Genomic DNA, 12,976 nt, shown 5'->3' with positions numbered 1-12,976 from the left:
TTGGCTTCCGATCGTTCGTTGCCCGCTGTTTTCGTTACGTCAACTTTGCCCGTTCGCTGTATCCGGATCATGCCGCCGAGGCCGCGCTTTGTTGCAGCTCGGTTTCGGAGTCAGGTGGAATTCCTCTCAAACGAAAGACAATCGCGTATTCGTGCCGCGGTTTGGCTGATCCGCTTAGGCAAACACGCCGCCGCTGTCATGACGACGTCCAACAGCTGTAAGCCGCTTTGCACGGCGTTTTCTGTTAACCCGGGGGAAACAGAATCGAAACACAAACGAGCATCTAGCGAAATCGGCTCGAAACATGACGCCCCGATAAGCCGGTCATCGAATTGAGCCGGCCCCGACCGGCAGAATAGGGGAGACATCATGTACACCGCCATTTCCGCCAAGCTCATCAACATCGCCGCCGCCGTCATCACCGGTGCTGCCTTGCTTGTCAGTGCCGGCAACAGCGCAGCCCACGCCGCCGCCAACAAGATCGTCGCGCGTGTGTCGCTATCGCAGCAGACCATGGAAATCCTGGTCGACGGCCGGCCGACATTCGCCTGGAAAGTCTCGACCGGCGACAGGACGCACGTCACGCCGACCGGTTCGTTCAAGCCGACCCGCATGCATGAAATGTGGTATTCGAAGAAATACGACAACGCCCCGATGCCGCATTCGGTGTTCTTCAGCGGCGGCTACGCCGTACATGCGACAAGCGCCATCAAGCGCCTCGGCCAGCCGGCCTCGCATGGCTGCGTGCGTCTGCATCCGGACAACGCCGCCGATTTCTATCAGCTCGTCGAGGTCTTCGGCCCGGCCAACACCAGCATCGTCATCGTCAAATGAGCGATGCTTTTCGTAGCTCCCAAGAAAGGCCGGAAATCCGGCCTTCTTTATTGTGCAATGTTAGTACAATCTAATCCGGCATCACCGGCATCAGCTTGGGGTCCGGCTTTTCGGCGTGATGCGGCAGGTCCTTGCTGGCGATAAACGTGTAGAACATCGGCACCACGAAGAGCGTGAACATGGTTCCGACCAGGATGCCGGTGAAGATCACCAGGCCCATCGAATAGCGTGCCGCGGCACCAGCGCCGCTGGAGATGATCAGCGGCACCACTCCGAGCGCCATCGCCGCCGTCGTCATCAGGATCGGCCGCAGCCGCACCTTGGCCGACGCGATGATCGCATCGCGCCGCCGCATGCCGTGCATTTCACGCTGCTGGTTGGCGAACTCGACCAGAAGGATGCCGTGCTTGGTGATCAGGCCGATCAGCGTAATCAAGCCGACCTGGGTGTAGATGTTGAGGGTGCCGAGCCCGACATTAAGCGGCACGATCGCGCCGAAGATCGAGAGTGGCACCGCCATCATGATGATCAACGGATCGCGGAAACTTTCGAACTGCGCCGCCAGCACCAGATAGATGACGAGAACGGCTGCCGCGAAGGCGATGATGATCGTGTAGCCCTGTTGCTTCTCCTGCCGCGACTGGCCGGTATAGTCGATGAAGAAAGTGTCGGGCAGGCTCTCCTTGGCGATATCCTCGATCGCTTTCAAACCGTCGCCGGTGGTGACGCCAGGCAGCGGCAGGGCGGAAATCGTTGCGGAATTCAACTGGTTGAACTGCTCGATCGCCGCCGGCGACGCGTTGGTCGAGATCTTCACCACCGCAGAGAGCGGCACCATCTCACCCGAGACGCTGCGCACGAAATACTCCCCCAGTTTTTCGGGATTGTCGCGAAAGCTCTGCGGCACCTGCGGGATGATGTCGTAGCTGTTGGATTCGCGGTCGAATTGCGCCACCTCGGCGCCACCGACCAAGAGGGTCAGCGTCCGGCCGATATCGGCGATCGGCAGGTTGAGTGCCGCGGCGCGGTCGCGGTCGATCGTCACCGTCACTTGCGGCGCATCGTAGGACATCGAATTCTGCACCGCGAGGAAGCGACCGGAGGCCTGCGCCTTGTTCTTGATGTTCTCGGCCGCCTCGTACACTTGGGAGGCCTCGCCGGTCGAGCGCACCACCATCGTGATTGGCAGGCCGCCGCCGGAGCCGGGCAGTGTCGGCGGTGCGAAGACGAAAGCCTCGACGCCCGCCACCTTGGCAAGGCGGGCAGTGATGTCTTCCTGAAGTTCCTTCGAGCTGCGCGCGCGCTCGGCCCAGTCCTTGAACGCAAAGCCGACGAAAGCGCTGTTCGTCGGGCCTTGGAACGCGACGGCGGAGAACCGCGCCCTGGTTTCGGGGATATCATTCACTAGCCCGAGAATCTGGTTCACATAGGTCTCGGTGTAGTCCGACGTCGCATAGCGCGGTGCGTTCACAATAGACAGCAAGAAGCCCTGGTCTTCTTCCGGCGCCAGTTCGCTCGCGGTCTTGGTGAACATGAAGCCGGTCGTGGCGACCAGTGCGATGACGATCATCAGCGTCACCGGGCGATATTTCAGCGAGCCGCTGACCAGCCGCTCATAGACGTTTTCGACGCGCCCGAACGTGTTGTCGACAATGCGCTGGAAGCGGCTGTGCGAGCCGGCCCTCAGGATGCGTGCCGACATCATCGGCGTGACGGTTAGGGCAACGACACCCGAAAGGACCACCGAGCCGGCAAGCGTCACTGCGAATTCGCGAAACAGTGCGCCTGTCAGGCCGCCGGTGAAGGCCAGCGGCGCGAACACGGCGGCCAACGTTATCGTCATGGCGACGACGGCGGAGGAGATCTCCCGCATGCCGTTGAAAGCCGCCTGCATCGGCGACAAGCCGTCTTCCTCCATGTGGCGGTGGATGTTTTCCACCACCACGATGGCATCGTCAACAACCAGTCCGATCGCCAGCACCATGGCCAGCAACGACAAAAGGTTGATCGAATAACCCAAAGAAAACAGCAGGAAACAGACGCCGATCAGCGACAGCGGAATGGTCACGATCGGCATCAGCACCGAGCGGAACGAGCCGAGGAAGAGCAGGATGACGACGATGACGATGGCGACCGCCTCGCCGATGGTCTTGAACACCTCCTCGATCGACGCGCTGATCTGCTCGGTCGAGTCATAGACGATCTCGATCGTCATGCCGAGCGGCAGCGTCTCCTGGATCGTCGGCACAATCTTGTGGATCGCCGCCGCGGTGGTCAGTGGATTGGCGGCCGGCGTCGGAAAGATGGCGAGAAAGATGCCGGGCTTGCCGTTGAAGGTGACCCTGGTGTCGGTGTTCACCGCGGCGAGTTCGACGCGGGCCACGTCGCGCAGTCTCACCACATTGCCGTCTTTCGAGCGGAGCGGAAGGGCAGCGAAAGCCTCCGGCGTCTGCAGGGTCGAGCGAACCGTGATCGAGGAAGCCACATATTCGTTTTCGGTATCGCCGGGCGCGGAGAGGAAATTCGATTCGTTAATGGCGGTCAGCACTTCCGCCGCCGTCACACCGCGCGCCGCCAGTTTGATCGGGTCGATCCAGACACGCATCGAATATTCGGCGGCGCCGAAAATCTGCACGTCGGCAACACCTTCGACCGTCGACATACGCGGCCGCACGACGCGCTCGATATATTCGGTGAGCTGTTCCGGCGTCATGTTCGGGTTCTGCATCGAGATGTACATCATCGCGAACTGCTGGCCGGTGCCCTTGACGATCACCGGGTCTTTGGTTTCGTCCGGCAGATCGCCGCGAACGCTCTGAACCTTCGACAGGACTTCGTTCAGCGCAACGTCGGGGTCGGAGCCGAGTTTCATCTGCACTGTCACGGTGCTGGATGACGGCCGGCTCGCCGACGTGACATAATCGATGTTTTCGGTCGAAGCGACAGCACGCGCGATCGGCGCGGAAATGAACCCCTGGATCAGGTCGGCGCTGGCGCCGGGATGGGCCGTGGTGATCGTGATGGCCGTTTCTTCAACCTCTGGATACTGCCGGATCGAAAGGTTGAAGATGCCCTGAAAACCCAGAAGCAGGATCATGCAGGCAAGCACGGTCGAAAGGACCGGGCGGCGGATGAAGAGGTCGGAAAAGCTCATTGCTGGGCTGCCTGCTGGTTCCCCGGCTTGCTCGGATCGATTGTGTTGTCGACGGCAACGGACATGCCGTTGGAGAGCCGGTTCTGGCCGGCGGTAACGACTTCGTCGCCGGGCTGGATGCCTTCCAGGATCTCGACCAGGCCGGCGTTGTGGCGGCCTGGCTTGACGAACACCTGGGCGAGCACGAGCTGCGGCTTCTGTTCTTCCGCTGCCGGTTTGGCTTCCGCTGCCGGTTTGGCTGGGGTAGCGCCCGGCTTTTCTTCGGGTTTTGCCGCGGGTGCTTCGGCAGCGGGCTTGGCAGCATCCGCGGCTGGTTTTTCTTCCGGCTTTGCCTCGGGAGCCGCGCCGTTGACTTCTGCGGATTTGGCCGGGCGCACCACGAAGACGAAGTCACCGTACAGGCTGGAGGTCAGCGCAGTCTGCGGCAGCGCCAGCACGTTGTTCTCCTCCGGCAGTTCGACACGCACCTGGACGAACTGGCCGGGCGTCAGCTTGCCTTCAGGATTGGCGACCTCCGCCCTCACCGTCACCAGCCGGCTCGTCGGGTCGATCTTCGGATCGATACCGCGGATGATGCCGGCGAACGGCATGTCGCCGCCGCCAATGCCCAGCCGCACCGTCTGTCCGATCTTCAGCAGCGGAAGCTGCTGCTCCGGCACGGTGAAATCGACACGCATCGTGTCCATGTCCTGCAAGGTCACCACGGCGGTGCCGGGTGTGAGATACTGGCCAATGTCGATTTTCGGAATACCGACGGTGCCCTTGAAAGGGGCCGTCAACTGCTTTTGGTCGAGCACCGCTTGCAGCTTGTTTACCTGCGCGGAGGAGACCGATGCTGCCGCCTGCGCCGTGTCCAGCGTAGCGTCGGTGCCGACCCCGCGCTTCTGCAGCTCAAGAGCGCGCATCAGCGTCGTCTGGTCGGATGTGGCTTGCGCCTTCGACGCCACGAGGTCGGCCCGCTCGACGGCATCGTCGAGCTGCAGCAGCACGGCGTTGGCGGCGACCTTCTGATTGGCATGAAACTGGATGTCCTTGACGATACCCGCGGTTTCGACGGTCAGGTCGACGCCGCGCACGGCACTGACAGTACCGATCGCCTCGACGCCGGGCGTCCAGGACATCGGTTTGACGATGACCGTCGACACGGTCGCGGCCGGCGGCTTCATGGTGGCGAAAAACTGTTTGATCGCATTGTCGCGGAACAGGTTGAAGCCGACGATGCCGCCGCACACCAGCACGAGCAGAATGAAGGCGATGATGAAGCGCTTGATCACGAACAGTCCCCTCGGCCATGGCCCAGCATAACGGTCGGATGACCGGAACACATACCTGTGACTGGTCCCAATTTCAAATGACGGCAATCTTACTGTACCGTCTGGACGGTCTTGTCAATTCCGCTTAAGCTAATGAATGGGGAACGATTGATGAAGGCCCGCAGAACAAATTCGCGCGAGAAGATCCTCGCCGCCGCCGCCGACGTGGCGCGCGAGACGGGTCCCGGCAGCCTGTCGCTGGATGCGGTCGCCAGCCGTGCCGGCGTGTCGAAGGGTGGTCTTCTCTACAATTTCCCGACCAAGGCGAAATTGATGCAGGCGCTGGTGGAGGATTATCTCAGCGCGTTCCAACAGGCGCTTGAGGCCGCCCGCACCAACGGCGTCAGCGGTGAGAGCCCGCTTGCGGCCTATATCAGGCTTTCGGCCGAGCATGCCGAGGAGTCGAAACCGTCGGCGACCTGGATATTTTCGGCGATTGCCGAGGATCCCGATTTCCTGACGCCGATAAAATCGTTCAGGCGGCAAGTGTTCGAGCGGCTGAAGGAGGAGACGCCGAATCTCAAGGCGCTGCTGGTCTGCTATCTCGCTATCGAAGGGCTTCGCAGCATGAACCTGTTCGGTTCGGACATTCTCTCCGCCGACGAGCGCCGGTTGCTGATATCGACCCTGCTGGAGATCGCGGAATAGATCAGGAACCACCGTCCAGCACTATCTGCTCCAATCTCAAAGTGCTCTGCCGTCACACAGGCTTCATTGTGCCGACATAGCGTCCTCCCATTCTTTGCTGCAACGCAAGAGGAGTGGGGTATGGTCGATATTGTTTCCAGCGAAGCAGGAATTCCAAGGCCGGAGCATCCGCTCGACCGGCCAAACAGCACCGGCAAATGGTTTCTGCCGGCCTTTGCCGTCATCATCCTGGGCGGCCTTGCCTATGTCGGCTACGCGCTCAGCCAGGACCTGACCAGCACCGTCGCGGTGCCGTGGATTCTGCTTGGCCTGGCGCTGCTGATCGCGCTCGGCTTCGAATTCGTCAACGGTTTTCACGACACCGCCAATGCGGTGGCAACGGTGATCTACACCCATTCCATGCCGGCCGAGCTTGCAGTGATGTGGTCCGGCTTTTTCAACTTCCTCGGCGTGCTCACCGCCAGCGGGGCGGTCGCCTTCGGCATCATTTCGCTGTTACCGGTCGAACTGATCCTTCAGGTCGGATCGAGCTCCGGGCTGGCCATGGTCTTTGCGCTGCTGGTCGCAGCGATCATGTGGAACCTCGGAACCTGGTATCTCGGCCTGCCTGCCTCGAGCTCGCACACGCTGATCGGTTCGATCATCGGCGTCGGCCTCGCCAACCAGTTCACGGCGCCGGCCGGTTCCATCACCAGCGGCATCGACTGGTCGCAGGCAAGCAATGTCGGCCTGTCGCTTCTGATCTCGCCGCTGGTCGGGTTTTGCCTGGCTGGGCTGCTGCTTCTGGTGATGAAGCTGCTGGTCAGGAACCGCGAGCTTTACGAGGCGCCGAAGTCGAGCGCCCCGCCGCCGCTGTGGATCCGGGCGCTGCTTATCTTCACCTGCACCGGCGTCAGCTTTGCCCACGGCTCCAATGACGGGCAAAAGGGCATGGGCCTCATCATGCTCATCCTGATCGGCGTGGTGCCGACCGCCTTCGCGCTGAACCGCACGCCGGATATCAATTATCTCGAAGCCTACAAATCGGCGGCGACGCAGGTCGAAACGGTACTCGGCAAATACGTCAAGCCCGGCGTCGCCGTGACCGACGCGGCGACCGTGGTCGGTGACGCCGTTCGCACCAAGACCTGGAAGGACGAGACCACGCCTGCGCTGCAGAGCTTCATCCACGACACTAGCGCAATGTTGTCGCCCTATCCGTCCGTGGAAAAGCTGCCGACAACGCTGGTCAGCAACGCCCGCAACAACATCTATCTTATCGGTGAAGCGCTGAAACTGATCGACAAGAAGAAGCTGCTGCCGATGGAGGCCGACGACCTGAAGGCGGTGACGACCTATCACAAGGCGGTCGACAACGCGACGAAGTTCATCCCGCTCTGGGTCAAGGTCGCCATCGCGCTGGCGCTCGGCCTCGGCACCATGGTCGGCTGGAAGCGCATCGTCGTCACCGTCGGCGAGAAGATCGGCAAAAGCCATCTGACCTACGGCCAGGGTGCGTCCGCAGAGCTTGTTGCAATGGCGACCATCGCATCGGCCGACTATCTCGGCCTGCCGGTCTCGACCACCCATGTGCTGTCGTCGGGCGTTGCCGGCACCATGGCGGCGAACGGCTCGGGCCTGCAATGGTCGACAGTGCGCAACATGCTGATGGCCTGGATACTGACCCTTCCGGTCTCCATCTGTCTTGCCTTCGTGCTGTTCGTCATCTTCCGCCAGATATTCTGAGCGGGGATAGGACTTGGCCAGAATGTCGCGGCGCCGGCTCCGGCGCCGCCCAGATCCTGAACGTGCATTGTCTCGGCGGCGGCCATGAATGACGCATCGCATCTGACATTGCTTGCCGCGGACGACCAGCATCATGCCCCCGGGCTGGTCTGGGCCTATCATGCCGCTCCCGGCAAAGCTCCCGAATCGCTGGCGCCCCGGGACACAGAGGCCGCGCTGGCCTCACTGGACGGCTGGGTCTGGCTGCATGTCGACCTTGTCGACCGGCGCGCCCATTCCTGGGTCAGCCATGCCTGCGCGCTGCCGGCGTCGGCTCATGCAATCCTCGAAGGACATGAGGACAGCCTGGTGCTGGCGCATGAGAATGGCGTCGTCCACGGCATTTCCGCCGACCTGCATGGCGAGATCGCCCATCAGTCGACGACCATCGGCAGATTGCATTTTGCGGTCTCGGAGCGGCTGCTGGTCACCGGCCGCCGCCATCCGCTCGCGGCGGTGGAGGAAGTGCACACCGCCCTTGCCGCGGGGCTGCGGCCCGCCACAGCATTCGAGCTGTTCGAAACGCTGGTCATGGCTTTTTGCAAGACCACCAGCCTGCGGCTCGCCGCGGCGACGAAGCGGCTCGATGCGGTCGAGGACCATCTCGTGACCGAGCGACTTGCCGACGAAAGACGACAGCTGAAGGATGTGCGCCGCCTTGCCGTATCCTTGCATCGGCCGATCTCGGCCCTGGCAGCACTTTTCCAGGATGAAGACCGTTCCGCCTGGAACCTTTCCGCCGGCGCACATGAAGTTCTGCGCCGGCTTGCTGCCCGCCTGGAACGGCTCGACCGGGAGGTCGTCATGATCAACGACCGGGCAAGGCTGCTGCAGGAGGAGCTTGCGGCCGAGCTTGCCGACGAATCGAACCGCAGCCTCAAGGCGCTGGCGGTGATGAGCCCGCTGCTTTTGCCGGGCACCCTGATCGTCGGCATATTCGGCATGAACACCGGCGGGCTGCCATTCACCGACAGCCCCAGCGGCTTCATCCTGACGATGCTGCTCGCGGTCGGCGCGACCGGCCTGTTCTACTGGCTTTTGCTGCGCGCCGGCGCCAAACTGCGGTTCTGAGGCCGGTCAGGCGCGCGGCGCGCTTTAAGTCGGATCTTCGCGGTGCAGGTCGTGGATGGCGACGCCCTCGACATTGGTCGGCAGTGTCAGCCATTGGCGATGGCGCAGCGTCCGCTGCGTGTCTTCCAGCCCCATCTCCCAATGCTCGCGCATCGAGGTGCCCGAGAATTCGTAATCCTTGGCGTGCCCCTCATAGCCTTTGTGCTGGTAGATCAGGTGGACGATGTTGACCACGCCGGCATCCGATAGTCCGCGATCAATTCCTGCTCCCCTTCTTTCAGTAACTCGACGGGGACGCGCTTCAGCGCATCGAGCAGCTTCATCTTCAGCGCATGGATGCGCTGGAAGTTGTCGGTATTCTGGCGTGTGCGGCTTGAATACATGATGTCCTTGTGCCGTGACAGAACATCGGCCATGCCGCGCGGCAAGGCGCCGCGGGCGCTGAACAAATCGACCTGAAACACCAGCGAACTGCGGTCCTCTTCCTGGTCGAGCAAATACTGCAGCGGCGTGTTGGAGACGATGCCGCCGTCCCAATAATGCTCACCTTCGATGAGGATCGACGGGAAGGCCGGCGGCAGCGCGCCGCTTGCCATGACGTGCTCCGGCCCGATGCGCACCTTCTCGGTGTCGAAATAGACGAAATTGCAGGTCCTGACATTGACCGCGCCGACGCTGAGCCGCTTCTTGCCGTCATTGAGCACGTCGAAATCGATCAGGCTCTCCAGCGTCTCTTTAAGCTCGACGGTGTCGTAGAAGCTGGTAGCGCCCTCGGTGCCTGGCTGCTCGAACCACGGATTGGGATGGCGCGGCTTGAAAAAGCCGGGCTGGCCCATCGTCATCGTCATCCACGAGCTGGTGCGGTTGCGGATGTCCCGGTAGACGTCGCCCTCCGGCGTATAGGCCCAGATCTTGCGCCCGGAGATTGTCTGCCAGAACTGCTCGAGCCGCTGCAGCCGGCGGCTCGGCTCGTTGCCGGCTATGATCGCTGCATTGATCGCACCGATCGACACGCCGGAGAACCAGGTCGGTTCGCAGCCGGCATCGGCCAACGCCTGGTACACCCCGGCCTGATAGGCGCCCAGCGCACCGCCGCCCTGGAACACCAGCGCGACGCGGTCGTACTGCGCCGAGATTTCCTCGATGGTGGCGACGGCCCTCTTGGTGTTGCGTTCAAGCACGGCTGAATGCCTCCAGATTTGGACTGACTGACCGCTCGCGTCCGGCGAGATAGTCGTAAACCACCTCGCCAAGGCCGAGCGTCAGGTCGGCGATGAAGTGAACCGCCGAGACGATCTCGAGCACTGGCAACCGCGCCACGTCGGCCATGACATGGGGCCTGAGATCGAGCGCCGCCGGCGCTGTCCAGGCCTCCTTCAACGTCACGTCGGTGAGGTGACAGCGCACCAACTCGCAAATGCGCGGCGTGCCGTCGACATGCGGGATGATCTTGATCAGGAAATTGGGCGCCGCGAGCGAGGCGAGAATCTGGCCGTGATCGGCCGGCCTGTGCTTGTAGCCCATCGTGCCGGTGGCGCACAGAACGCTGCCGTAATGCAAGGTGCCGACAACCACCTCGCCCTCATGCACGATCTTCGGGCTGGCAAGCTTCTTGGGAAAGCCCCAGAGCTCGCGTCCGCCGGCAATCGGTGCATCGTCGTCGAGAAACATCGAGTGGACATAGGTGCCATGCTGGCCCTGGAAGCGGACCGGGATGACCTGCCCGGTCTCGGTATAATCGCCGAAGCCGGTAGAATCCGGCATGCGGATGAACTCGTATTTGACCAGCGGCTCGTCGATTTCCAGCGGCGCCGGCACGACGGCCTCGAGGGCTTCGCGCGTCGTACGATAGGTGATGATGACGTATTCGCGGTCGAAGAAACGGTAGGGCCCGGGCGGGAAGGACGGGTTTGGTGAGCGGCATCGCATAGGCGCGCTTCACGACATCGGCGATTTCCAAGCTGCTCCCCCATGTACTGCAGGAATGACCGCGCGAGTGCGCACCGGTTATCTTGCACGGCACCATGACAACGCCGTGTCAGCCGCCAGCAGCTGAAGGCCGTTGGACTGCCACAGCGCTGTAATCGCGCCGACACACGGCGATGGCATGGTCATGCTGCGACGCACACCAGCATCGCCGTTCCCTCCTACCTTTCGCGAGATCATCATGGGTTTCCTGTCTTCCAAGAACGCCCTCGTCACCGGCTCGACCAGCGGCATCGGTCTGGCGATTGCCCGCGCCCTTGCCGCCGAAGGCGCCAACATCACCATCAACGGTCTCGGCGATGCGGCCGCCATCGAACAGGAGCGCGCCGGCATCGAAGCCGATTTCGGCGTCCAGTGCCGCTACTCCAGCGCCAACATGATGGACGGCGCGGCGGTGACTGCCATGGTCCGCGAGGCCGAGGAAGCCTTCGGCAGCCTCGACATCCTGGTCAACAATGCCGGCATCCAGCATGTCGCGCCGATCGAGGAATTTCCCGACGAAAAATGGGAAGCATCATCCGCATCAATTTGCTTGCGGCCTTCTATGCCATCAAGGCGGCGCTGCCCGGCATGAAGGCGCGCAAATGGGGCCGCATCATCAACACCGCGTCGGCACATGCGCTGGTCGCCTCGCCCTTCAAGTCCGCCTATGTGGCGGCCAAGCACGGCATATCTGGCCTGACAAAGACAGTGGCGTTGGAGACAGCGCAAGCCGGCATCACCGTCAATGCGATCGCACCTGGTTATGTCTGGACGCCGCTGGTCGAAAAGCAGATCCCCGACACCATTAAGGCACGCGGCATGACCGAGGAACAGGTCAAGCACGACGTGCTGCTCGCGGCCCAGCCGACCAAAGAATTTCGTCACCGTCGAGGAGCTTGCGGCACTGGCGCTGTTCCTGTGCTCGGATGCGGCCAAGCAGATCACCGGCACGACCTTGCCGATGGATGGCGGGTGGACGGCGCAATAGGCACTCTGGAGAGAGCCTGCCTACAAAGTACGCTGCAATGCTTTGAACCTGCGTCTCCGCGCCTCCGAAAATCGGTTCCGATTTTCGGGCCGATGCGCTAGAGCCTTTCGGGATTGAACCGTGCCTTTAACCCGGAAAGGCTCCCGCCGCTGCCCATGCCCCATCTTCCCGAGCATCTTCTCACCGGCTACCGCAATTTCATGAGTGGCCGCTATCTCACCGAAAGCGGGCGTTATCGCGCACTGGCCCGGGAAGGCCAGGCACCGGAAACTATGATCGTCGCGTGCTGCGATTCCCGCGCCGCGCCCGAAGCGATCTTCGATGCTGGGCCGGGCGAACTGTTCGTGCTGCGCAATGTCGGCAATCTGGTGCCGCCCTATGCGCCCGACGATCAGTTCCACTCGACATCGGCAGCGCTCGAATTTGCCGTGCAGAGCCTCAAGGTCAAGAACATCGTGGTGATGGGCCACGGCCGCTGCGGCGGCATCCGCGCGGCACTCGACACCACGGCCGCGCCGTTGTCGCCGGGTGATTTCATCGGCAAATGGATGAGCCTGATCGCGCCGGCGGCCGAGACCGTATCGTCCAGCACCTTCATGACCGCGACCGAGCGCCAGACCGCGCTGGAGCGCATATCGATCCGATATTCCATCGCCAATCTGCGTACCTTCCCTTGCGTCTCGATCCTCGAAGGCAAGGGGCGGCTATCGCTGCACGGCGCCTGGTTCGATATTTCGACCGGTGAGCTTTGGGTGATGAACAAGGAGACCGGCGATTTCGAGCGGCCGGAGACGGAGTAGGAGACAAGGGCATGGTGCGAATTCCGGTCGCGTTCGCGGCGGCAGCACTGCTGTGCTCGGCAGATTTCGCCCGCGCCGACGACAGCGCGATCATCGACCGCTGGTATTCGGCACTGCTCGTCGCCGACCGCACCGAATTGTCGGACCTGCTCGCCGACGACGTCCGCATCAAGCTCGACGACCTCGGCGTCGTGCAAAGCAAGCAGGAATTCATCGCTTCGATCGCCGAGTGGCAAGGCGCCGTCGCCGGCGCCGAAATCCGCCACCGGATCGAGAAGACCGAGGGCGGCGTCACCACTGTGATCGCCTGCTATGATTTTCCCAGCAACGACATGCTGATGCAGGAGACCTTTGCGGTCGCCAACGACCAGATCACCGCCAGTTCGCAAGCCGCGATCGCGGAAAACTGCGACGGCTACTGAGGAAATCATGAACG

At 62.3% G+C, this 12,976-nt stretch carries 8 protein-coding genes and 3 pseudogenes; 7 read left to right on the top strand and 4 right to left on the bottom strand.

The annotated features are described in order from the left end of the window. Window positions 1–369: 369 nt before the first annotated feature. Window positions 370–834 carry a L,D-transpeptidase gene (locus tag NKH05_RS03520; RefSeq protein ID WP_023721319.1) on the top strand — a complete coding sequence of 155 codons (465 nt, stop codon included), beginning with the start codon at window positions 370–372 and terminating at the stop codon, window positions 832–834. 70 nt (window positions 835–904) lie between these two features. Here the strand turns inward: NKH05_RS03520 and NKH05_RS03515 are convergent, their stop codons facing one another. After that, window positions 905–3,988, bottom strand: a complete 3,084-nt coding sequence (locus NKH05_RS03515; protein WP_353025035.1) for an efflux RND transporter permease subunit — start codon at window positions 3,986–3,988, stop codon at window positions 905–907. Beyond that, a complete protein-coding gene (locus tag NKH05_RS03510; RefSeq protein ID WP_502905034.1) occupies window positions 3,985–5,262 on the bottom strand; it encodes an efflux RND transporter periplasmic adaptor subunit in 1,278 nt (425 codons plus the stop codon). The genes NKH05_RS03515 and NKH05_RS03510 overlap by 4 nt, the downstream gene beginning before the upstream one ends. A gap of 150 nt (window positions 5,263–5,412) precedes the next feature. Here NKH05_RS03510 and NKH05_RS03505 point away from each other — a divergent pair, with 150 nt between their 5' ends. The 3 genes from NKH05_RS03505 (at window position 5,413) to NKH05_RS03495 (ending at window position 8,784) form a co-directional block, all read left to right on the top strand. Then, the gene (locus tag NKH05_RS03505; RefSeq protein ID WP_352641294.1) at window positions 5,413–5,949 is read left to right on the top strand and encodes a TetR/AcrR family transcriptional regulator; all 537 of its coding nucleotides are present in this window, start codon (window positions 5,413–5,415) and stop codon (window positions 5,947–5,949) included. A gap of 120 nt (window positions 5,950–6,069) precedes the next feature. Continuing rightward, complete coding sequence (locus tag NKH05_RS03500) at window positions 6,070–7,674, top strand: inorganic phosphate transporter (RefSeq protein ID WP_023721322.1); 1,605 nt, start codon at window positions 6,070–6,072, stop codon at window positions 7,672–7,674. Window positions 7,675–7,758: 84 nt separating this feature from the next. Further along, a complete protein-coding gene (locus NKH05_RS03495; RefSeq protein WP_353025033.1) occupies window positions 7,759–8,784 on the top strand; it encodes a transporter in 1,026 nt (341 codons plus the stop codon). Window positions 8,785–8,808: 24 nt separating this feature from the next. On the opposite strand, the pseudogene NKH05_RS03490 reads toward NKH05_RS03495, so the two are convergent. Continuing rightward, window positions 8,809–9,965: pseudogene (locus tag NKH05_RS03490) on the bottom strand (patatin-like phospholipase family protein). After that, a pseudogene (locus tag NKH05_RS03485) lies at window positions 9,958–10,744 on the bottom strand (acetoacetate decarboxylase). The pseudogenes NKH05_RS03490 and NKH05_RS03485 overlap by 8 nt, the downstream one beginning before the upstream one ends. A 207-nt stretch (window positions 10,745–10,951) precedes the next feature. Between NKH05_RS03485 and NKH05_RS03480 the strand changes: the two are divergent. The 3 genes and pseudogenes from NKH05_RS03480 to NKH05_RS03470 all read left to right on the top strand — a co-directional run bounded on the left by NKH05_RS03480 (window position 10,952) and on the right by NKH05_RS03470 (window position 12,962). After that, window positions 10,952–11,740, top strand: a pseudogene (locus NKH05_RS03480) (3-hydroxybutyrate dehydrogenase). 155 nt (window positions 11,741–11,895) lie between these two features. Further along, a complete protein-coding gene (locus NKH05_RS03475) occupies window positions 11,896–12,540 on the top strand; it encodes a carbonic anhydrase (RefSeq protein WP_023721324.1) in 645 nt (214 codons plus the stop codon). Between the two features lie 11 nt (window positions 12,541–12,551). Beyond that, window positions 12,552–12,962: a hypothetical protein gene (locus NKH05_RS03470; RefSeq protein WP_023721325.1), complete on the top strand. Its 411-nt coding sequence runs from the start codon at window positions 12,552–12,554 to the stop codon at window positions 12,960–12,962. Window positions 12,963–12,976 lie beyond the last annotated feature (14 nt).

Origin of the sequence: Mesorhizobium sp. M1399 (genome assembly GCF_040317735.1) — a bacterium.
GTDB lineage: Bacteria > Pseudomonadota > Alphaproteobacteria > Rhizobiales > Rhizobiaceae > Mesorhizobium.
The sequence above is the reverse complement of the archived record's forward strand: the minus strand, read 5'-3'. Positions and strand labels throughout refer to the sequence as shown.